Here is a 21027-nt window from a genome sequence, read left to right as displayed (position 1 = left end):
TGCTTCGGTGTTTGCGGAAGTCTCTTCGGGAGACCCCTGGCCCTTATTGAGCTGGTCAGGGTGTTGTGGTGGTCCGCCCAGCCTGGATCGGAGGCCCGAGGTGTTCATGCTCGTCCTGCTCGTCATGCTCGACACATTGCGGTTCAGCCCCTTTAACGTCGGGCTCGTCGCACAGGACACGCGCTCATGCCTACGCCCTGGCCACGGACGGCACCGACGCCAAGGCCGACACGCCCGCCCATTGCTTTTCTGGAGCGCGACATGAACGCGCAGACAGGAACCGCGTGGGTGACTGTTCTCAGATGGAGCACCGACACAGTCCACCCCACTCGTCTTGCACGCCTGAGGTTGCGCCCTGAGCTTCTTCGGCTGGGTCTCGATGACGATCTCGTGGACAACGTGCTGCTGGCCGCATCCGAGCTCGTAGCCAACGCTACAGAACATGCCGCCGGTCCCTATGAACTAAGGCTGATGAGCGACGGGTCTGAACACGTCCTCGAATGCCACGACAGTAGCCGGGAACTCCCGCCGACAGCCCTGCGACCGCTCGGCGAACCGGACAAGACAAACGGCCAGGAAGCGTTGGGGCCGGAGTCGATGCATGAGCGCGGACGAGGGCTGAGCCTTCTGAGTTGCCTCTTCGACGGGTGCCTCTCGGCGAAACGAACCGCACTAGGAAAGGCCGTCTTCATCGCCTTCGGACACCGCAACCCGCTCCGAAGCACGTCTTCCTAAGGGTATCTCCTCCCGGACAAACGCCCCTCACCGGAAGCGTTTGCGCGGCTGACGTCGTCAGTGAGAAGCGTGAGCCGGGATACCGATCAGGAAGACCTTGCCCAGTAGTTGGCCAGCATCTCTGTGGGCCAGCCGGGTTGGCGGACCTCGCCGCGTGGCCCGAATTCGGCGAACCACGGAGCGATGTCGAGAACCGGTGTGCCATCTACCGCGTCGAGGTCGACGACGTGCAGGTCACGGCCCTCCACCTTGAGAAGGCGCGGGTGCGAGATGCCGATCTGAGCGGGCCTTCGGTGGTTTCGGTGCGCGAAGGTGCCGCTCGGTTCCCAGCGCGGGTCGTTGCGTGGCGACCTGGCGCCGAGATGTACGTCTTCGGGGGAGGCGAGGTGAAACTTGAATACGACCTGGAGGTGGCTGAACTCATCCAGGCCAGCGAGGGTGCTTTCCGGCAGGTCGTCGCGGAGCCGGATGATGGAGGGCACCTCCCCCCAGAAGTCGTCGCTTACCTCTGGCCGTCCGTTGATCACGTAGGCCACAGCGTTGATCTGAAAGTGATCCATCGGAGTCTCCTCGGTCAGCGGCGGTCAGACGGCGTATTCGAGATAGGAGGCGGCTCGCGCATCGACGGCCTGAGCGGCTCGCACTCCACGTCCCCTGTAGGGCGACAGCGCGCTCCGCATTTTCCGGGCCGTGCTGATGGTGCGGCCGGAACGGATGCCCTCCATGAGTTCGAGTGCCCGCGACCAGGTGGCGCAGGCTTGCTCGAGGTTGCCCTGACGGGCCTGGATCTCGCCGAGGTAGCCGAGGGTCACAGCATGCGTGCGCGGAAAAGCGGCACCCCGTGTCCGAGTGCTGCGGCGGAACTCGCGGACCGCCCCGTCCAGGTCGCCGAGGTCGCGCAGTGTGCAGGCAGTCTCATGAGCGAGGCTCGCCTCGGTAAAGAACCACACCCGCTGGGGCTCCTCCTCGCCAGCGGCTCTTGCCAGGGCGTCCTCGGCCGCCGTCAGTGCCGCCGCGGCGCCTTTGGAGTCGCCGGTGGAGGCGAGGGTACGTGCGTGGACGACCCGAAGCAGCGCGCGTTCGCGGTAGCTCGCACGCTGGTAGCGATCGGCCTCAAGGGATGCTGCAGCGACGCGCTGGGCGGCGCGATGGTGGCCCAGGTCGTTGGCCTGATGGGCCATGGCCCGCAGGATGTGGCCAGCAAGGGGGCCGTCGCCCGCCTCGGCGGCGAGCCTCACGGCGCACGTGAGGTAGTGCTGGGCGATGGGGTGCTCTCCGGCGTCGAAGGACATCCAGCCGGACAGGTAGGCCAGCTCCGCAGCCGCCGAGAACATCTCCGCGCGGAGAGCGTCGGTCGTGAAGCGCCCGTGCAGCAGCGGCTCCACCTCGGAGGTCAGGTACTGAACCACTGCCGTGCGTGCGTGGCCCCCTCCGCGCCGCTGGTCGATCTGGCTGAACGCCGTGATGGTGTCCCGCACCGCCTCGATATCACCCTGTCCCACCCGACGACCTGTGGGCTGTCGGGCATGGCTCTCGGCGGCGACGGCGCTCCACCACGAGTCGCCGGGGAGCGTGAGTGCCGCTGTCTGGAACGCCAGAACACCGAGGGCGTGGCGCCGGTCCATGCTCAAGTCGCGTCTCCCGATGTCGATCAGCGCGCCCAGAGTATCGCCCGACCACAGGTCGGCGGCGGTGCTCTTCGAGCGCTGATCCATCGCGAGGTCGAAGGTGGTCACCGTTCGACCGAGAGCTCGGGTCAGCAGTTCGCACAGCAGTGCAGGGACGCGTGGATGAGACGGGACCGTCCCCCGTGCCCAGTACGACACGTGGGACCGGGACAGCGAAGCAAGCTCCTCAGCCCCGCTTTCCGAGGCCAGCCGCCGTAACGCGGAAGCGGCGGCCGCGTCCGACAGCCCGGCCTCGGCGAGCAGTGCGGACAGCCTGGTCCCGCGTTCGCCCCTCCCAGTCACATCGCCTCACAACTCAAAGATGATCTTTCCCCGTTTTCCCCAAACGCAGGCCCTTGACGGGGTGCCCCCGCTCCGGGTTCAGCGGTTTCCTCAATGTAGCTACCAGATAGCCACCGTGAGTGACAGTCACTCTTCTGCGTCTGAAGCCCAAGACACCTCGTCCACTGACAAGGAGAAGCCCGTGTTCCCGACCCTGCGCCGTCCTTCCCGTCCGGCTCCGTCGACAGTCTCGGCCGGCGTCGCGGCCACTTCCGCCTCCCGGATGAGGGCGGTCCGTCAGCCCAGCCCTGGGAACCGCCGCGCCCCCGGTACAGGTCGGGGTACGCAGACCCCTGGTGCCCGCGGCCGGGCGTCCGGAGAGGCGCAGGGCAACCCGCTCACCCCACGTACGAAGCCGGGCGGCGAGGCATGACGGTCACGCCCCATGGCGCGCTCACGAGGAAGTGGATCGTGGTTCGCGACCCGTCTTCGGTAGCGCTGATGCGGCGCCGCATCAGCGCCAAGCTCACGGCCTGGGATCTGGGGCTTGCTCCCGATGCGGACGACGACGTGCGGCTGATCGTCTCCGAGCTCGTCACGAACGCGGTGCGTTACGACACTTCGAATGTTCCGGTCCTGACCGTCGGCCTCGTGGTTGCCCCCAGTCGGGGCGAGCTGTACGTGGAAGTCCTCGACGGTACACCGCCCGAGCCCGCCCCCAACTCGCGCTCCCGCTCAGACTCGGACGGCCAGCCGAGCGAGGGCGGACGTGGCCTGATCCTGGTCGCCATGCTGGCTACGCGGTGGGGCATCGAGCCCACCGAAACCGGTAAGCGCGTATGGGCCACGATCGCGCTCCCCCAGGCCCCAGGGTTGGCCGAGCGCGTCCGAGAGCAGCTGCGCGCCCGCATGCGTGCCTCCGCCCCATGCCCTCGGGTACGCGCCTTGACCCAGACCGCCTGACGGCTCCTGTCGAGCACGCGCCCAGGGGCGGGCTCGAAAGGTCCAAGGCTCCAGGCAAAGGCGCCTCGTGATCGGGGCCAGATCTTCTGCCTCGGAGGCTTCGCGCCCCCGCCTTCCCCGCGCGGCCAGTGCGGAGCCTCGCAAAAACCCGTCCGGACCCCGTACCGCCTGCCAAGGGCAGCGCTCAGGGCCTGTGGAAGCTGCGGTCAATTGACTCCCCGCGCAAAAAGCAGCGGGGCGCATCACCCTCCGTTCCGACCGGCGCGGAGAACTTCGAGAACGAGGAGAACCCCGTGAGCACGAGCACCAAGACACAGCAGCCCGAGGCGGCTATCGAGCAGGTCTTCGACCTGGACGTGACCCAGGTCGAGATCGCCGACCCGGCCGGCCTGGTCAACGTCACCGACGACGGCTGCGGATCGACCTGCGGAGCGTGCAACAGCACCGTCGCCTGATGCGCTGACTCAGGCAACGCTGACCGGTGCCGTCGCGGCGGGTCCTCACTCCGCGACGGCACCACCGAATCCAACAGCCTGACACCACCGGAGGTGATCATGAAGGCCACGCAGATCCCATCCTTCCGTGCGGGGACCGTCGCGCTCGTCCGCGCGGCGACCAATCTGCCCGTGCCCGATCAGGAATGGCCTGACCTCGGCGACACCTCTACAGCAGGAGCCGCCTCCCAAGTCGCTTGGCTCCGAGCCTTGATGGACACCCCGCGGCTTCGCGAGGCGATGGAGCAAGCGAGCGCAGACCTCACAGCCGCGCTGTTTGAAATCTGCGTGAGCCCCGCGCCTCGGCCTCGGGATGTTCGGCGGGCGGCGGAGTCGGCGGCCAAGTACCTCTTGCGGGCACAGCACCGTCCGACGCCGTTCGGCTGGTTCGCCGGAGTAGCAGTGGCCAGATTCGAACAATCGGCCTGCGCGGAGTGGGGTGACACGCACGCCAGGATCAGCCCTTCGTCCGCCTGGCTGAACACGATCACACAACGCCTCGAAGGCGCAGAAGAGCTGTTGCTGGACCTACCCGTGGTCGCCAACAGCACGCTGACTATCTGTGGCGACCACCTGGTCGTCCCGTACCAGCTGAGTGACAGCGGTACCGGACGGGCGGCAGAGACGCGGTTGCGACTGTCACGTCCCGTCCGGCTCGTGGTTGACGCGGCCCGGCACCCCGTGACCGTGGGCGAGCTCGCAGGCAAGCTTCGCGCGGACTTCCCCGCCGTCGGCGGTGTCGCGACGCAGCGGCTACTTCGACAGCTGATCAACTACCGGGTGTTGATCACTGCCTTGCATGCGCCGAGTACGGTCACCGACCCGTTGGGTCACCTTCTGGCGCGGCTCGATGCCCTCGGCGCCGGAGCCACCGAATCGGCAGCGGACTTTATCAAGGAGCTTCACGAGGTCCAGGAAGAGCTGAAAGCCCGCAATGCTCAAACCGGGGAGCCGACCAGGCGGGGACCTCTTGCTGACCGGATGCGGGCCTTGGCACCTGACCAGGTGGAGCATCCTCTGGCCGTGGACGTTCGTCTCGGCGCAGACCTGGTCCTTCCGGCGCTGGTCGGACGCGAGGCCGAGAAGGCTGCTATGGCCTTGGCCCAGCTCAGCACTGCCCCGTACGGATCACCTGAGATGAAGGAGTACCACCACCTCTTCTACGAGCGGTACGGCATCGGCACCCTGGTCCCCATCCTGGACGTGGTCGCCGACAGCGGTATCGGTCTGCCGGACGGCTATCTCGGCACTGTCTCGGATGCGCGTCGGCCACGGGTGAGCGAACGCGACGACGTCCTGGTCGAACTGGCCCAGTGCGCGGCGCTGGACGGCTCCGACGAGATCCTGGTCGACGACCACCTTGTCAGGCGACTGCGCCGCGGCAATGACCCGTTCCGGCTTCCACCCCACCTCGAACTCATTGCACAAGTGCACGCGAGCAGCATCGAAAACCTGCAGCGCGGGCACTTCTCGCTGGCCGTCGTGAGCGTGTCGCGCGGCGTCGGAGTCACCGTGGGACGGTTCCTTCCCGTTCTCGACGAGCAGGACCGCCGAGCCTTCGAAGCGGAACTGCGGGAGCTTCCCGCTTCGGACGCGAGCACGGTGCCTGTCCAGCTTTCCTTCCCTCCGCTTCTGCCGGGCAATGCGCACATCGCCCGCAGCCCACAGGTCCTCCCACTGCTTCTCACCCTGGACGAACACCGCGCTGGGGGCGAGCAGACGCTGAGCCTCGCTGACGTGACGGTCGGATGCGACGGACGCCGGCTCTACCTCGCCGTCCCCAAGTGGGGAAAGCGCATCGAGGTGGTGGCGATGAACGCCTTGACCCTGCGCACACACACGCCGCCGCTCGCCCGGTTGCTGATCGAACTCAGCCGAGCCGTCGCAACCCAGGTCACAGTCTTCGACTGGGGCGCGGCCCGGCGGATGCCGTTCCTCCCGCGGCTGCGTTACGGTCGCACTGTGCTCGCCCCCGCCCGCTGGCGACTCAACACTTGCGAACTCCCCGCAGCTCAAGGAGACCTGGCGTGTTGGGAGGCCGGGTTCGCCGAATGGAGGGCGCGGCGTCGCCTGCCGGACCGGGTCCACCTCACCTACGGTGACCAGTTCCTCGCGCTCGACCTCAACCACCCAGGCCACCGCCATCTGCTGCGCTCCCAGCTGGGACGCACGGCTACGGTGCTGCTCACCGAGGCACCTCAGGGCTTTGGCTGGTGCCAAGGCCGCCCTCACGAGATCGTCATCCCATTGAAGGCCGACGCTGCGCCGCCCTGGCCTCGACTACCCGTTCCCACGCGGGCGAGGCTCGCCTCCGTCGATCAGATCCAGAGCCCCGGCGCCTCACGGACTCTGCTGGCCGCCCTGTATGGGGACCAGCGCAGGCAGAACGTCATCCTGTCGGACCATCTGTCGGACCTACTCGGCCGCCTCGACGAGGCGCCGTGGTGGTACATCCGCTACCGCGACCCCGACCACCACCTGCGGCTGCGCATCGCTCTGTCCGACCACTGGGACTTCCCCCAGGCCGCCCGAGCCGTCAGCGCATGGGCGGACGAGTTACGAACAGCCGGGTTGCTGAAAGACCTGCGATTTCTCAGCTCATATGCGGAGCACGGCCGCTGGGGCTCCGGCACCGCCTATGCCGCGGTGGAAGAGGTCTTCCGGGCCGACTCCCGGGCGCTACTTGCGCAGCTTCGACAGCGCCGTCGCCCGGACCAGCGCGCCTTGGTCGCCGCGCACACGCTCGCCATCGTGGCCGGATACTTGGGCAGCACCGAAGCCGGGACGCAGTGGCTGATCAACCATCTCCCGGCCGCCCCGGAGCAAGTGCCGAGGCCGCAGTACACCAGCGCGGTCCGCCTGGCCGATCCCTCGCACGACTGGCAGGCGCTGCGGACCGTAGCCGGCGGGGACGCGATCGTGGACGCGTGGCGCGACAGGGACTCGGCCCTCTCCGCCTACCGACGGCATCTGCCAGGCCCGGACACCCAGGGCGTGGACGTGAACGACGTCCTCGCATCTCTCCTGCATACGCACTTCGTGCGCCACATCGGCGTCGACTTCAAAGAGGAGGCCGTATGTCGTTACCTGGCCCGTGCCGCCGCGAAGGCATGGACCGCCAAGGCGAAGGGAGCCTCCTCGTGAACCGCCCGCTCGACTTCGCGGACACCGTGGCCGACCTGCTCGCGGTCCCCAACAGGCCCGCTGGCATGGACGACTCCGTGTGGCGCCAGTCCCTGGCGCACGGCATCCCCGGCATCATCCTGCTCCACACCGAGCTCGCCGCCGCCGGCCGGGCGCCGTGGCTGCGTGTCCACGACTGGCTGACCGCCGCGACCCACACGGCGCTGATCCGAGGCGAGAGCAGCCACCCGTTCCACGGCACCCCCGCCCTGGCCACAGCCCTCGCACACGCCGCCGGCCACTTCCCCGGCGCCTACGCTCGGACACTGGACCAGCTCAATACCACCATTGAAGCCGACGTCCTACGGCGCGTAGACACCGCCCACGCCCGGATCGATAGTGGGCGACCCCCGGAGCTGGCCGAGTTCGACGTCATCCGAGGTCTCACCGGATACGGGGCCTACCTGCTGCGCCACCATCCGGCCAGCAAGGCTGTCCCGGCAGTCCTGTGCTACTTGGTGCGCCTGACCGAACCGCTCACCGTTGGGGAACAGACCGTTCCCGGCTGGTGGACATGGACCGGACCGTCCGGACTCAGCGATGACCGATTCCCCTACGGTCACGCCAATGCGGGCGTCGCTCACGGTATCGGCGGCCCCCTCGCTTTGATGGGGCTCGCCACGCGGGCCGGAACCAGCGTTCCCGGCCTGCTTGCCGCCATCAGTACCGTCCTGGCCTGGCTGGACTACTGGGGCACCGAGACACCAGGGGGCGTCGTCTGGCCCTATTGGATCACCATGGACGACCTGCGGGCCGGGCGCTGGGAGCCCGAAGGGCTGATGCGGCCCTCATGGTGTTACGGAGCCGCAGGTCTGGCCCGGGCCCAGCAGCTTGCCGCCATCGCCCTGGCCGACCACGCCCGTCAGCACGCCGCGGAAACCGCCCTCATCCAGGCTGTCACCGATCCGGCTCGCCTTGCCGTCACAGGCGACGGATCACTGTGCCACGGCTTCGCCGGACTCGCGCACCTGGCCTGCCGCGCCGCCACCGACGCCTTGCCGGCCAACCGCATCCGGCTGCAAGCCGCCGTCCCCGAACTGCTCGACCGCGCCCTCCAGCCCTCCCGCGAGCCCGAAGAGGTCATCGCCGCGGTCGCCGCCGACACGGGCCTCGGCCTGCTCGAAGGCGTCGCCGGAATCGCCCTCGCCGCCCTGGACACCCATGCCTGCTGGGACACCAGCCTGCTCACAGCGTGAGGAAGCCGATGACCTGGCAGCAGCACAACGTGCACTTCCCCGACCGCGACACCGCCATCCAGACGCTGACACACGACCTGGGGCCCGCCCTGACCGCCGCCGAAGCCACCGGCTTGCTGAACGGATGGTGGTTCATGCGCAAGCAGCCGCTCCACATCCGCTACCAAGCCCCCGCCCCGGTCCCAGCCGTCACCGAACTCCTCGACACCGCCGTAGGGGAGGGGCGCGCCCTGTGGTGGGCAAACGCGATCTACGAACCCGAAACCTTGGCCTTCGGCGGCGACCAAGCGATGGACGCCGCCCACGCACTCTTCCACGCCGACAGCCACCACCTGCTCACCTACGACGCCGCCCAGCTCGGCCACCTGGGGCGACGCGAGACAGCGCTCCTGCTGTGCAGCGCACTCATGCGCGGCGCCGGCCGCGACCGCTTCGAACAGGGCGACATCTGGGCCAAGGTAAGCGAACTGCGCCCACTGGCCCCCGTCATGCCCAGCAGCCAGCACCACAGGCTCCTCGACGCCGTGCACACATTGATCACCGCCGACCCGCACGCGCTGGCCCGACCAGGCAAAGCCCTGGACGGCCAAGACCAGTGGGTCCACGCCTTCGAGCACACCGGTCGCGTCCTGGCCGACCTCGCCCACCAGGGGCGGCTGACCCGCGGCCTGCGAGCCGTGCTCGCCCACCTCACGATCTTCCACGCTAACCGCGCAGGCCTCTCCCTGGAGAGCCAGAGCGCGATGTCCGCACTCGCACGAGAGGCAGTCATGGGAACCGTCACCACCCCGCCCGCAACCAACGAGGCCGCGCAGCTGCGCAACAGCCTCGTCGACCAGCTCACCACAAGCGGACACGTCCGCACGAGCCGGGTCGAACAGGCCATGCGCACCGTGCCCCGCCACCTGTTCGTCCCCGACACCCCGCTACGAGACGCCTACGCCAACACGACGGTCAACATCAAGACCGACGACACCGGAGCGTCCATCAGCTGCGCCTCACAGCCCTCCGTGGTCGCCCTGATGCTCGAACAGCTCGACGTCCACCCCGGCCACCGGATCCTGGAACTCGGCGCAGGAACCGGCTACAACGCCGCCCTCCTTGCCCACATCGCACGCGACGGACGGGTGATCACCCTCGATGTCGACGACGACCTCGTGGACGGCGCCCGGGCCCACCTCCGCGCAGCGGGAGCCGAGAACGTCGAGGTCGTGCTGCGCGACGGGGCACTCGGCTACGCGGAGACCATCCCCTATGAGCGCATCGTGGCCACGGTCGGCGCCCACGGCATCCCCAGCGCTTGGCTCGACCAACTCGCCCCCGGCGGTCGCCTCGTCGTCCCGCAACGGCTGCGCGGCAGCGTCTCCCGCTCCATCGCCTGGGAGCACCATGACGGGCGCTGGTTGTCCGTCGGCAGCGAGATGAACACCTTCATGCCCCTGCGGCGGGGAGTCGCCGACGACGTCCGCCGCATGATCCCGCTCTCCTCGGACGGCACCGTCCGACTCCAGACCAGCGCCCACGACCAGGCCGACCCCCACGCCCTCGCCGACGTCCTCCACACGCCCCGAGCCGTCACCTGGTCCGACGTCACGTTCGCCGCGATGGAGTCCCCCGAATGGATGGAGCTGTGGCTCACCCTGAACCTGCCGAGCGGCGCGAACCGACTGGTCTTCGCTTCCGACGCCGTCGGCAGCCTGCTGCCTGAAGGCACCTACCCCAGCTCCGGGACCTTCTTCGACAAGGGAGCACTCGCCTTCCTCGTCCGGCGCCCATCCGACCGGGTCTCACCCCAGGGAGGCCGGCTCTGGGAATTCGGGATCGCCAGCCACGGACCAGGCGGCACCGAACTCGCCCACAAGATCGCCGACGAGCTGCGCATCTGGGACCACGACTGGCGACACACAACAGCCACCTTCGAGCTCAAGCCCCTCCACGCCCCAGCCGCTCCCGACGCCCCGGGCCGATTCAGCTTCAGCACCACCCTGAACCGCATCGACGTTACGTGGCGATAGTCCAGTAAGCGATGACCTGGTGCCCGGCCGTAGACCTCAGCCGCGGGGCACCTCCCCCCCACACCGCATGGAGCCCGTGTTGGACCCACTCAGCCCCACACTGAAACGCTTCCCACTCGTCAAGCGCATCCGCCCCGCGTGCCTGCCGCTACCCACGCGCGTCACCGCCCTGGCCGCACGAGCACGCGACGCGGCCCAGACCAACGACCAGCGCAGCGCCTCAGTCGTCTGCAACCAAGCCGCCCTACTCGCTTCGGACATCGGCCTTCCCCACCTGGCCAGAACCCTCTGCATCGACCACGCCAACGCCTTCCTGGACTCCTGCCCGCTCCCCGCTCGCGAGGCCCAGTACGGCCTGGAACCACTGGTCAACCTCGGCCGGCTGCACATCCGCGACCAACGCCCAGACGAAGGCCGCGCCCACCTGACCGCCATGTACAACGCCGTCACCAACGGCACCACGGTGACGCTGGACTCGGTCACCATCCCCGCTAGCCTCACCTCAAGCGACGAAGACCGTCAGGAAGTCAGGAAATGGCTGTGGACGGTCCTGCTAGCCGACGGCACCCGGACCCTAACGAGCACAGGCCGGTGGAACGAAGCCCTCGCCCACATCGAGAAACACAACGGCATCGGCACCCGCATGCTCGACGGCCGCCAAGTCGCCGTCATCGCGGCCCTCACCAATTCGGACCACCCGACAGCACTCGACCTCGTGTCTGCAACGACCCCAGGGGACTGGTGGGAACAACTGCTGACCGCCATGCTGCACCAGGTCGCCCTCCGGGACGCCGGTGATCAACCCCCCAAGCTCGGGTCCGAGCTGGCGGAGCGCTTCCTCAAGCATCCCCCTGAAGACGGCCTCACCCTCCCGCGAACCCGACTCGGAATGAGCATCCTGCACACCCTCGGGGCGACGGACGAACCCGCGGCACTCCAGGTGGCCGCCGACCTCTACGCGACCGCATTGCGGAGCCAGGACGGCTACGCCGCCCGCGAACTGCTGGCTTGTCCCAAGCTCCGCACCCTGCTCACTAGCCGCCAGTTGACCCAGCTTGTCCAGATCAAGACCGCCAGCGCGCTTGACGCCGGCCACATGGACCCGACACTGCTCACGAGCCTCGTACAGGCCACCCAGACCAGCCTCGCAGTCATCTCCGCACCTGCGGCCTGACCAGCAACCGAGGGAGGTCGAGCCGCCAGCCCTGATCGGCCCAGCGCTGGCTACAACCTTGCGGACTCGCCGTGCCAGGTGACGCGCTGACGGCTCACCCCCGCGTCGGCGGGGCGGACGCGTTGTCCAGCCCCATCGCGCTGAGTGCCTTCGGCTCACCCCCGCGTCGGCGGGGCGGACTCCGCGTACGGGCTCGGCTACACCGCCATGGACGGCTCACCCCCGCGTCGGCGGGGACCACGTAGCCGTCCACACCGCCGTGTGTACGGCCGACTCACCCCCGCGTCGGCGGGGCGGACGGGTGCGACGCGAGCGGGGAGGGCCGCTCCAGCGGCTCACCCCCGCCTCGGCGGGGCGGACAAGGACTCCAGCTCCGCGTCGGTGGCGTAGGTCGGCTCACCCCCGCGTCGGCGGGGCGGACCATCAACGTCTCCCGGGCCGACCGGTCGGTGGCGGCTCACCCCCAGCGTCGGCGGGGTGGACAGCCACGCCCCCAGCGGGAGCGGGCCCAGCTTCGGCTCACCCCCGCGTCGGCGGGGCGGACGCGGCAACAGCGCCGACGAGGAGCAGGAATCGCGGCTCACCCCCGCGTCGGCGGGGCGGAGAGGATGAAGAACACGATGGACAGCGCGGAGAACGGCTCACCCCCGCGTCGGCGGGGCGGACAGCACGCCGCCGCCGATGATGGGCCCGGCGTGCGGCTCACCCCCGCGTCGGCGGGGCGGACGTGTCTGTGCTGGTGATGCTGCTGTGAGCTACCGGCTCACCCCCGCGTCGGCGGGGCGGACCTCGTGGTTGTCTGGCCCGTCTCCAACTGGGCCGGCTCACCCCCGCGTCGGCGGGGCGGACGGCAGAAGGGAGAAGTAGTCCGAGTTGCTCGGCTGGCTCACCCCCGCGTCGGCGGGGCGGACGCAACGTTGATGGCGGCCATCAGCTGCGGTTCCGGCTCACCCCCGCGTCGGCGGGGCGGACGGTGGCGGTGTCCGTCATCGGAGGGTGGCTGCCGGCTCACCCCCGCGTCGGCGGGGCGGACGGTGGCGGTGTCCGTCATCGGAGGGTGGCTGCCGGCTCACCCCCGCGTCGGCGGGGCGGACCTCCGCCCCTGGCACTTCAAGGGCCCGCTCTGCGGCTCACCCCCGCCTCGGCGGGGCGGACCCGGGGATATCGGCGCCCTACGGGCGACTGTGCGGCTCACCCCCGCGTCGGCGGGGCGGACAGCGTGGCGCTTCGATGCGTTATGCGTCTCGGCGGCTCACCCCCGCGTCGGCGGAACGGACGCAGTCTCCGCCCGCGACACCTCGTCAGCGGCCAGCTCACTCCGCGTTGGCGGGGCGGACCTGACCTGGTACATCGTCTGGCCGTTGGGCTGCGGCTCACCCCCGCGTCGGCGGGGCGGACACCACGCTCACCTCCTGCTCCCACACGGGACACGGCTCACCCCCGCGTCGGCGGGGCGGACACGTTCGCCGACGGCGTCCGCGGCCTGCACGTCGGCTCATCCCCGCGTCGGCGGGGCGGACGTCTGGTCCGGCGTCAGCAGCGGGTGCCCGGTCGGCTCACCCCCGCGTCGGCGGGGCGGACGCCCGATGACTCGGGGTGTTCCCGCCGTGGAACGGCTCACCCCCGCGTCGGCGGGGCGGACAGGTTGAAGAAGCAGTTGTAGATGTGGACGGGCGGCTCACCCCCGCGTCGGCGGGGCGGACCACCCTGACGTTCGCCATCAGGCTGCACAAGGTGGCTCACCCCCGCGTCGGCGGGGCGGACTCCAGCTCCTTGCGCTCGGCCTCGCGCGTGGCCGGCTCACCCCCGCGTCGGCGGGGCGGACCCGCGTCGCTCGATCGGCACCGTAGCGGCGATCGGCTCACCCCCGCGTCGGCGGGGCGGACAAGCGTCATGACAATCCGCCCTCATTTCCAGCCGGCTCACCCCCGCGTCGGCGGGGCGGACCCCTGCGCGCGGAGCTTGGCCGCGGCCGCCGGCGGCTCACCCCCGCGTCGGCGGGGCGGACGACGCCGCCTCGGTGCAGCGGTTGCAGGGCAGCGGCTCACCCCCGCGTCGGCGGGGCGGACGTGACCCACTGGTTCGACTGGCCCAGGACGAACGGCTCACCCCCGCGTCGGCGGGGCGGACCTGACCGAACCCGGCCTCTCCGCGCTGCGCTACGGCTCACCCCCGCGTCGGTGGGGCGGACTCCATGGCTCGGTGCTCGAACGCGCTCTGCTGCGGCTCACCCCCGCGTCGGCGGGGCGGACGTCGCGTCGAGGAGCGTGAACGCCTGCGCGCGTGGCTCACCCCCGCGTCGGCGGGGCGGACCCCGCGACCACCGCCGCGGACATCCAGGTCGCCGGCTCACCCCCGCGTCGGCGGGGCGGACCCGGCCGGTCCGTCACATGCGCCGCACAGTGGCGGCTCACCCCCGCGTCGGCGGGGCGGACCGTCCTCGTGCACGATCACATCAGCCATGGTTCGGCTCACCCCCGCGTCGGCGGGGCGGACCGCATCCCGCTCCCCGGCTTCGCGCTCCCCGGCGGCTCACCCCCGCGTCGGCGGGGCGGACGCCGTGGCGCACGGCAAGACGAACCTCCAGGACGGCTCACCCCCGCGTCGGCGGGGCGGACTCCACGCCGGCAACGTGCGGCTGACCCTCTGGCGGCTCACCCCCGCGTCGGCGGGGCGGACATTAGGTAGACATTCAAGCGGGTGTCCGCCTACGGCTCACCCCCGCGTCGGCGGGGCGGACCTGGAGGCCCCGCCCGTGATGGCCCTCTGGTACGGCTCACCCCCGCGTCGGCGGGGCGGACGCAGGACCGAGCGGAGCGAGGGAGGCCCGCGGAGGCTCACCCCCGCGTCGGCGGGGCGGACGCCGCGCTGATGCCGACCATCCAGGCGAGGTACGGCTCACCCCCGCGTCGGCGGGGCGGACTGGGACGGGGGTGGGGAGTTGGCTCGACCGGACGGCTCACCCCCGCGTCGGCGGGGCGGACGGCTGGCCGTCCTCGCCATGGTGCAGATAGGTCGGCTCACCCCCGCGTCGGCGGGGCGGACGTCAGGAGCGGCCCGGCCACGCCGTAGAAGCGCGGCTCACCCCCGCGTCGGCGGGGCGGACGCCGGGGCCCCCTCCGGGGAGGGGGCCGACGACGGCTCACCCCCGCGTCGGCGGGGCGGACCGTGGTGGGGCCGGGGGTCACGTCCGAGATGGCGGCTCACCCCCGCGTCGGCGGGGCGGACGTCCGGCCGACCTTCGCCTCGGCGTCGCGCTTCGGCTCACCCCCGCGTCGGCGGGGCGGACCACCAGACCAACGCCGGCAACTGGACCGCGACCGGCTCACCCCCGCGTCGGCGGGGCGGACGTACCGGCCCGTCTCCTGCGTCATGCGGACGCCGGCTCACCCCCGCGTCGGCGGGGCGGACAACGGACAGGTCATCGTCCCGGACCTGTCGAGCGGCTCACCCCCGCGTCGGCGGGGCGGACGGCCTGAGAGCAACCACTCTCAGGCCGGGTGGCGGCTCACCCCCGCGTCGGCGGGGCGGACGTCATCACCGAGCACACGTTCACCAACGAATACGGCTCACCCCCGCGTCGGCGGGGCGGACAAGTGTCCGCACTGCCACGCCCCGGTCGGGGAGGGCTCACCCCCGCGTCGGCGGGGCGGACTGCGTCGTCCAGGGCACCACCGTCGTCACCAGCGGCTCACCCCCGCGTCGGCGGGGCGGACGAAGCCCGAGACCTCGACGAGGTCGCCGACGTCGGCTCACCCCCGCGTCGGCGGGGCGGACAGTGGGGCCGGTGTGTCAAGTCACATCATCAACGGCTCACCCCCGCGTCGGCGGGGCGGACCTGACAATGCCCTTCACCGATCCCACCGTCACCGGCTCACCCCCGCGTCGGCGGGGCGGACTCAAAGGGCCGTCATTTCTTGGTCGTTGTGGCCGGCTCACCCCCGCGTCGGCGGGGCGGACGCCTCGGCGGTCATCGCGACTCCGCCGGTCAGCGGCTCACCCCCGCGTCGGCGGGGCGGACTGCGGCACCTTCGCCTTCGCGTGCCGCGTCGACGGCTCACCCCCGCGTCGGCGGGGCGGACACGCCCCCCATCGACGTCGAGCTGTACTGGGACGGCTCACCCCCGCGTCGGCGGGGCGGACGATCCCCGCACAACGCCGCGGCCGCCCTGCGACGGCTCACCCCCGCGTCGGCGGGGCGGACCCCGAGGACTGACGGTAGGAGTCCTGGTAGACCGGCTCACCCCCGCGTCGGCGGGGCGGACGCGGGTGTCGTCGACGGCGCCCAGGTGCTGGCCGGCTCACCCCCGCGTCGGCGGGGCGGACCCGCGCCGCGGCCTGCTCCGGCGTCTCACCGTCGGCTCACCCCCGCGTCGGCGGGGCGGACGTCGTGTCGGCTGCCTTCGTGCCCCACGTGACCGGCTCACCCCCGCGTCGGCGGGGCGGACTGCCATCCGCGTCGCTCAGCGGTCCGCTTGGACGGCTCACCCCCGCGTCGGCGGGGCGGACACTTCCTGACCTGGGCGTCAGAGTGGCCTTTGCACGTTCTTTACGTGCTGCTCTCCCTGGCGCATGGCTCCACGTTACTGGTCGGCGGGGTGCTTGTCGGCGGGGGCTGTTTGGATTGACGGGACTGCGGGTGTCGGTTGGGGAGGTCGCTGTGGCAGGCGTGGATGAGTCGTTGTGGGGTAAGGAGCGGGGCCTGGCCCGGGCGTTGCCGCCTTATCCGTTGGTGCGGCATCTGTTGGACGCGACGGCCATGGCGTTGCATCTGTGGGATGTGTTCCTGGCGGGTAGCCAGCGTCGTGCGATCGCACGGGGTATGGGCCTGGACGGTGACCTGGGTCGGGCGCGCCAGTTGGTGGGGTTGTGTGCGGGATTGCACGACATCGGGAAGATCTCAGCGTTCCAGCATTGTTCGGCGCGGGCGCGCGGTTGGTTGAGCGAGCCGTTCGCTGGTGATGTGTCGCGGATGGCGTCGGATCGTGTCGGTCATGACGTCGCGGGGATGTGGGTGGTCGGGCGGGTGCTGGCGGCGCTTGGGGCCGAGGTTTCCGAGGATGAGTGGTCGGCGGTGTACCGGGTGGCGGAGGTGGTGGGCGGTCATCACGGGCGGTTCTTCCGGAACGAGCCGGTGGTGGGCTCGCCGGCTTTGGGCGGGGAGGAGTGGGACTGTCAGCGGGTCGAGCATGCGCGGACGGTCTTTCGGTTGCTGGGTGAACCGGCGGTGGCGGGGGAGTGGGAGGCCCCCGCTGCGGTTCTGGTCACGGGTGTGGTGGTCTTGGCGGACTGGCTGGTGAGTCAGAGCAGTTACCTGCGGGGTCGTCAGCGCCACCTCGACGGGACGTTGGAGGCGCACTTCGAGCGGTCGGTGAGGGATGCTCCTGCTCTGCTCGCAGGGGCGGGGCTGGTGCCGGTGGTGCTTGAGGCGCGGCCGTTCGAGGAGGCGTTCGGTATCAAGGCGGGCCCGAATCCCTTGCAGCGTTCGGTGATCGAGGAGCTGCCGCCTGCGGTCGCGGGCAGTGGGCGGGGCGGGATCTTGTTGGTGACGGCGGCGCCGGGGGATGGGAAGACGGAGACAGCGCTGCTGGCGGTTGCGGCGATGGAGCGGGTGCTGGGGACGCGGGGGTTCGACTTTCTGTTGCCGACGGGCGCGACCAGTAACCAGATGTACGACCGTGTCACGAAGTCGCTTGCGGCGCAGGGGGCTGGTGGTGCGGGGCTGACGTTGGTGCACAGCATGGCCTGGTTGAACCGCGCCTACACCGATCCGGTGCTGGGCTCGGGGGATCGGCTGGTGGTGGCCGAGGACGAGGGCCGTGAGGCTGCCGGTCGGGGTGTGGGGGAGGCGCGGCGTTGGTTGCAGGGTTCGAAGCGGTCGCTGCTCGCGCAGTTCACTACGGGCACGGTGGACCAGGGTTTGTTGGCGGTCTTGCCGGTGCGTCACAACGCGTTGCGGCTGTTGGCGTTGTCGGGCAAGGCGCTGGTGGTGGATGAGGCGCACGCGTACGACCCGTACATGCAGGTGCTGCTCGGGCGGTTGCTGAACTGGTTGGGGGCCTATGGTGTGCCGGTGGTGTTGCTGTCGGCAACGTTGCCCGCTGCGGTGGGGGACAACTTGGTCAAGGAGTATCTGCGCGGAACGGGAATGAAGCGCTCCCAGCTGAGGGGCCGGATGTTCGCGGCGCCGTATCCGGGCTGGGTCTATGTCGACGCGACGGGGCGCGAGACGGCTATTTCCGCGGTGCGCAGCGGCGAGCAGGCACGGCAGCGGCCGATGGATTTGCGGGTGGCGGTCGAAGCGGTCCGGGGCGGTGCGGGGGAGCGGTTGCGGGTGCTTCGTCGGCTGGTGGCTCCGGTGTTCGGGCCGCAGGGCGGCACAGTGCTGATCGTGTGCAACACCGTCGACGAGGCGCAGCAGACCTACACCTGTCTGAGGGCGGAGTTCGACGACCGGCCACACGCCGACGCCCTTCCTGGCCGGGGTGGTGGCGCCTCTGGTGACCGCTCGGAGGGGGACGGGCGAGGGGAGTCGGGGGAGGTCGTGCTGCTGCATGCCCGGCTGCCGGGAGATGTGCGTGAGGACCGCAGCGCGACGGTGACCGGGGCACTTGGCAAAGACGGGCCGAGGCCGCTTCGCCGGGTTGTGGTGGCCACGCAGCTGGTCGAGCAGTCGCTGGATCTGGATGCGGATCTGGTGGTCAGTGACCTTGCTCCGATGTCGCTGCTGCTGCAGCGGGCCGGGCGTTGCTGGCGCCACGAGGCCTGGTGGGCTCAGCACGGCCGGCCCGGTCGGCCCCGGCCTGAGTGGGCCGTCCAGGCGACGCTGGTGGTGCTCGATCCGCTGGCGGGGGGTGGCGCGGTGCCGCGCCGGTGGGGCCAGGTCTACCCGGAGGCGCTTTTGCGGGCTACGTCCGAGGCGCTGGCCGATCTGGAGGAGATCGCGGTGCCGGGGGATGTTCCGGGCTTGGTGAAGCAGGTCCACGGTGGGGTTCGGTTGGAGTGGGACAGCCCGGACACGGCGCTGTCCCCGGCATGGACGGCCTTCCATGGTGACGAGCTCGCAAAGCAGCACTTGGCCGGCCAGGTCGCCATCCCCCGCGCGCAGCAGGTTCGGGCGCTGCACGACCTGCACCAGTTGGAGGGCCAGGAGGACGAGTGGGAGGTTGCCACCCGGCTTGGGGCGGAGTCGGTGCGGCTGCTGTGCGTGTTCCAGCAGCCAGACGGCGCGCTCATTCTCGATCCCGCTGGCGGCGTGAAGCTGCCGCAGGATGAGGGCGAGCTGAGCACGGAGGCGGTGCGGCGCGTGATGGGGCGGACGGTGACTGTACGGGCGGACTGGTTCACCGCCCACGACGGACCCCGGCTCGAGGTCCCGCCGGGCTGGGCCGACCACGTCCGGCTCGGTGAGCTACGTGTGCTGCGCCTGCCGGTGGTCGATGGCGCGGTGGCGCCGGTGGCGCTGAGCCGGGGGGCTCTGGTTCTCGATGCGGACCTGGGACTGGTGCGCCTCAAGGGTTGACCCCCTCGTTGCGGCCGAGCGACGAGGTGCGTTCGAACACCCGGCTGACAGAACGGATTTCGACACTATTTGAAAGAAAAGTTCGATCGCTTGACCGACTTCTACCCACCTGGATGATCCACGTGATCATATCCGCTGGACGAGCGGATGTTGTCAGAGGCATGTGCTTCGATCAGGGCGCATGGTGCAGCAGTTGATGGGGGACGGGGTAGGCGTGTTCGATCTGCGCGACGAGGCGTGGGTGCCGGTGCGGTTCACCGACGGCACCCGGGCCCGGGTGGGCCTGCGGGAGCTGTTCGTGCGGGCGCACGAGATCAGCGATCTGGAGGTGCCGGTGGCTCCGGCCGCGGCGGGGCTGCTGCGGGTCTGCGCTGCGATCGCGTCCCGGATCGGACGGCCCGGCGGGGTGCCGCTCGCTGACGAGGACCTCGCGGACGACGCCCGCGGATGGGAGCAGGAGCGCGGCGCGCACCTGTCGCTTGGCCGGTTCGACCAGGCGATGGTGGACGCCTACTTCGACGACCCGCGCTGGGCCGACCGCTTCGGCTTGTTCGATTCACGGCGGCCGTTCCTGCAGGATCCGCGGCTGGGAGCCCAGTGCGTGGACGCGAAGGGGCAGCCGAATCCGTCGGGGGTGAACAAGCTGGTGTTCGGGCGCCCGACCGGCGTCAACGGCGCCGTCTTGTTCGGGCACTTCACCGACGGCGATCCGGTCCCGGTCGATGCCGGAGAAGCCGCGTGGCATCTGATCGCGCAGCTGTACTTCGGGCCGTCCGGGCAGTGCACCCCGCGCCGGATCACCGACCACCGCACCGGCAGCACCGACGCTGGGCCCTTGCGCAAGTCCGTGTCCTACTTCCCGTGGGCGCCGGACCTGTTCACCACACTGGTGCTGTGCGTTCCGGCGCCGACCGGAGAGGGAGACCCCTCGGCGGACGCCTGCCCTTGGGAGGAAGACCTGCCGGACCCGCTCGGCGCACCGGTCCCGCTGTCCGGGCCGGGCCGGCTGCTGACCGGCCGGGCTCGGCACTCTGTGCTGCTGGTGCCGGACGCTGAGGGCAGGCAGGTCGTGGACGCCTATCTGACGTGGGCCACCCACGCGCCGCCGCTCGAGGTCCGCGACCCGTTCACGGTCCGGTACCGCCGCAAGGACGGCGGGTGGGACGACCGGGAAGCGGACGGCTCCCGGGCGCTGTGGCGGGACTTGGACGCCCTGCTCCTCAAGGACAGCGCCGTGGACAGCCTGCGCCCCCCGGCCCTGGACCGCCTGCCGGCAGGCCTGCTGTCCGTGTTGCGGGTCCGCGCCTACGGCTTCCACCAGGACGGCCAGCAAAAGGACACGGTCTGGTTCCAGGCGACCACACCGCCGGTCCTCGAGTGGCAGGAGGAGGAGAGTCCACAGCGGGCCGGGCAGGTGCTGCGCTGTCACCGAGCGGCCGAGGACATCGGCGCGCGCCTGGAGCTTGCCGCGCTGGTTGCGTGGAAGACCGCGACCGACCTGCAGGCCGCGGAAGCGGAGCGGGTCAAGATCGACCGGCGCAAGCCCGGGCCGTGGGCCGCCGCCGCGGTGCGGGCCTACTGGCCCGCAGCCGAACGCCGATTCTGGGAGACCCTCGACGCCGACGACACGACCACCGCTGGGGAGGCGTTGTTCGTCGCCGAGGCCCTCGCGGCGCTGGACCGCGCCATCGGACCGGGGGCCCGCGCAGACCTTCGCGTCTCCCGTGCCCGCAACCGCGCCCGCAACATGCTCCAAGCCCTGGCCCCGGTGCGAGCCACCATCTGACACCACGGGC

General features: G+C 70.6%; 11 protein-coding genes and 3 CRISPR repeat arrays. Of the genes, 9 read left to right on the top strand and 2 right to left on the bottom strand.

Translation table 11 applies throughout. The features are described 5' to 3' along the window. Positions 1-186: 186 nt before the first annotated feature. Entirely contained in the window at positions 187-735 is a 549-nt protein-coding gene (locus TR48_RS46605; RefSeq protein ID WP_084729563.1) for an ATP-binding protein, read from the top strand. Between the two features lie 86 nt (positions 736-821). Here TR48_RS46605 and TR48_RS19310 read toward each other — a convergent pair whose 3' ends face one another. Both TR48_RS19310 and TR48_RS19305 read right to left on the bottom strand, forming a co-directional pair. Next, the gene (locus tag TR48_RS19310; protein ID WP_042368927.1) at positions 822-1295 is read right to left on the bottom strand and encodes a TrmO family methyltransferase domain-containing protein; all 474 of its coding nucleotides are present in this window, start codon (positions 1293-1295) and stop codon (positions 822-824) included. A 24-nt stretch (positions 1296-1319) separates the two neighbouring features. Next, positions 1320-2705: an NsdA family TPR-like regulatory protein gene (locus TR48_RS19305; RefSeq protein WP_084729562.1), complete on the bottom strand. Its 1386-nt coding sequence runs from the start codon at positions 2703-2705 to the stop codon at positions 1320-1322. Positions 2706-3113: 408 nt separating this feature from the next. Between TR48_RS19305 and TR48_RS19300 the strand changes: the two genes are divergently transcribed. From TR48_RS19300 to casA, 8 genes are all read left to right on the top strand, one after another. Continuing rightward, positions 3114-3647, top strand: coding sequence for an ATP-binding protein (locus TR48_RS19300; protein ID WP_042368925.1), 534 nt, complete (start codon positions 3114-3116; stop codon positions 3645-3647). A 293-nt stretch (positions 3648-3940) separates the two neighbouring features. Then, positions 3941-4102 (top strand): FxLD family lanthipeptide, encoded by a 162-nt coding sequence (locus TR48_RS40635; RefSeq protein ID WP_084729561.1) that lies wholly within the window; start codon positions 3941-3943, stop codon positions 4100-4102. A 99-nt stretch (positions 4103-4201) separates the two neighbouring features. Further along, positions 4202-7285, top strand: coding sequence for a lantibiotic dehydratase (locus tag TR48_RS19295; RefSeq protein WP_084729560.1), 3084 nt, complete (start codon positions 4202-4204; stop codon positions 7283-7285). Beyond that, positions 7252-8520: a lanthionine synthetase C family protein gene (locus TR48_RS19290; protein ID WP_042368923.1), complete on the top strand. Its 1269-nt coding sequence runs from the start codon at positions 7252-7254 to the stop codon at positions 8518-8520. Before TR48_RS19295 ends, TR48_RS19290 begins: the two co-directional genes overlap by 34 nt. 8 nt (positions 8521-8528) lie before the next feature. Continuing rightward, positions 8529-10535 (top strand): methyltransferase, FxLD system, encoded by a 2007-nt coding sequence (gene fxlM, locus TR48_RS19285; protein ID WP_042368921.1) that lies wholly within the window; start codon positions 8529-8531, stop codon positions 10533-10535. A gap of 79 nt (positions 10536-10614) precedes the next feature. After that, the gene (locus tag TR48_RS19280; protein WP_161789864.1) at positions 10615-11709 is read left to right on the top strand and encodes a hypothetical protein; all 1095 of its coding nucleotides are present in this window, start codon (positions 10615-10617) and stop codon (positions 11707-11709) included. 90 nt (positions 11710-11799) lie between these two features. Then, positions 11800-12130: direct repeats of the CRISPR family, unit length 29 nt; unit sequence CGGCTCACCCCCGCGTCGGCGGGGCGGAC. 93 nt (positions 12131-12223) lie between these two features. Next, positions 12224-12986: a CRISPR direct-repeat array (repeat unit 29 nt; unit sequence CGGCTCACCCCCGCGTCGGCGGGGCGGAC). A gap of 91 nt (positions 12987-13077) precedes the next feature. Beyond that, a CRISPR array of direct repeats spans positions 13078-16218; the repeat unit is 29 nt; unit sequence CGGCTCACCCCCGCGTCGGCGGGGCGGAC. Positions 16219-16369: 151 nt separating this feature from the next. Beyond that, positions 16370-19231, top strand: a complete 2862-nt coding sequence (locus tag TR48_RS19275; protein WP_236652222.1) for a CRISPR-associated endonuclease Cas3'' — start codon at positions 16370-16372, stop codon at positions 19229-19231. 181 nt (positions 19232-19412) lie between these two features. Next, entirely contained in the window at positions 19413-21017 is a 1605-nt protein-coding gene (casA, locus tag TR48_RS19270) for a type I-E CRISPR-associated protein Cse1/CasA (protein ID WP_236652221.1), read from the top strand. Positions 21018-21027: the final 10 nt, after the last annotated feature.

It is taken from the genome of Streptacidiphilus neutrinimicus (genome assembly GCF_000787815.1).
GTDB lineage: Bacteria > Actinomycetota > Actinomycetes > Streptomycetales > Streptomycetaceae > Streptacidiphilus > Streptacidiphilus neutrinimicus.
The sequence above is the reverse complement of the archived record's forward strand: the minus strand, read 5'-3'. Positions and strand labels throughout refer to the sequence as shown.

What these genes read in the sequence shown, in the direction of transcription:
- TR48_RS19290 (WP_042368923.1), top strand. Translation starts at nt 7,252, where the DNA reads ATGGACCGCCAAGGCGAAGGGAGCCTCCTCGTGAACCGCCCGCTCGAC.
- TR48_RS46605 (WP_084729563.1), top strand. Translation starts at nt 187, where the DNA reads ATGCCTACGCCCTGGCCACGGACGGCACCGACGCCAAGGCCGACACGC.
- fxlM (WP_042368921.1), top strand. Translation starts at nt 8,529, where the DNA reads ATGACCTGGCAGCAGCACAACGTGCACTTCCCCGACCGCGACACCGCC.
- TR48_RS19310 (WP_042368927.1), bottom strand. Translation starts at nt 1,295, where the DNA reads ATGGATCACTTTCAGATCAACGCTGTGGCCTACGTGATCAACGGACGG.
- TR48_RS19300 (WP_042368925.1), top strand. Translation starts at nt 3,114, where the DNA reads ATGACGGTCACGCCCCATGGCGCGCTCACGAGGAAGTGGATCGTGGTT.
- casA (WP_236652221.1), top strand. Translation starts at nt 19,413, where the DNA reads ATGGTGCAGCAGTTGATGGGGGACGGGGTAGGCGTGTTCGATCTGCGC.
- TR48_RS19295 (WP_084729560.1), top strand. Translation starts at nt 4,202, where the DNA reads ATGAAGGCCACGCAGATCCCATCCTTCCGTGCGGGGACCGTCGCGCTC.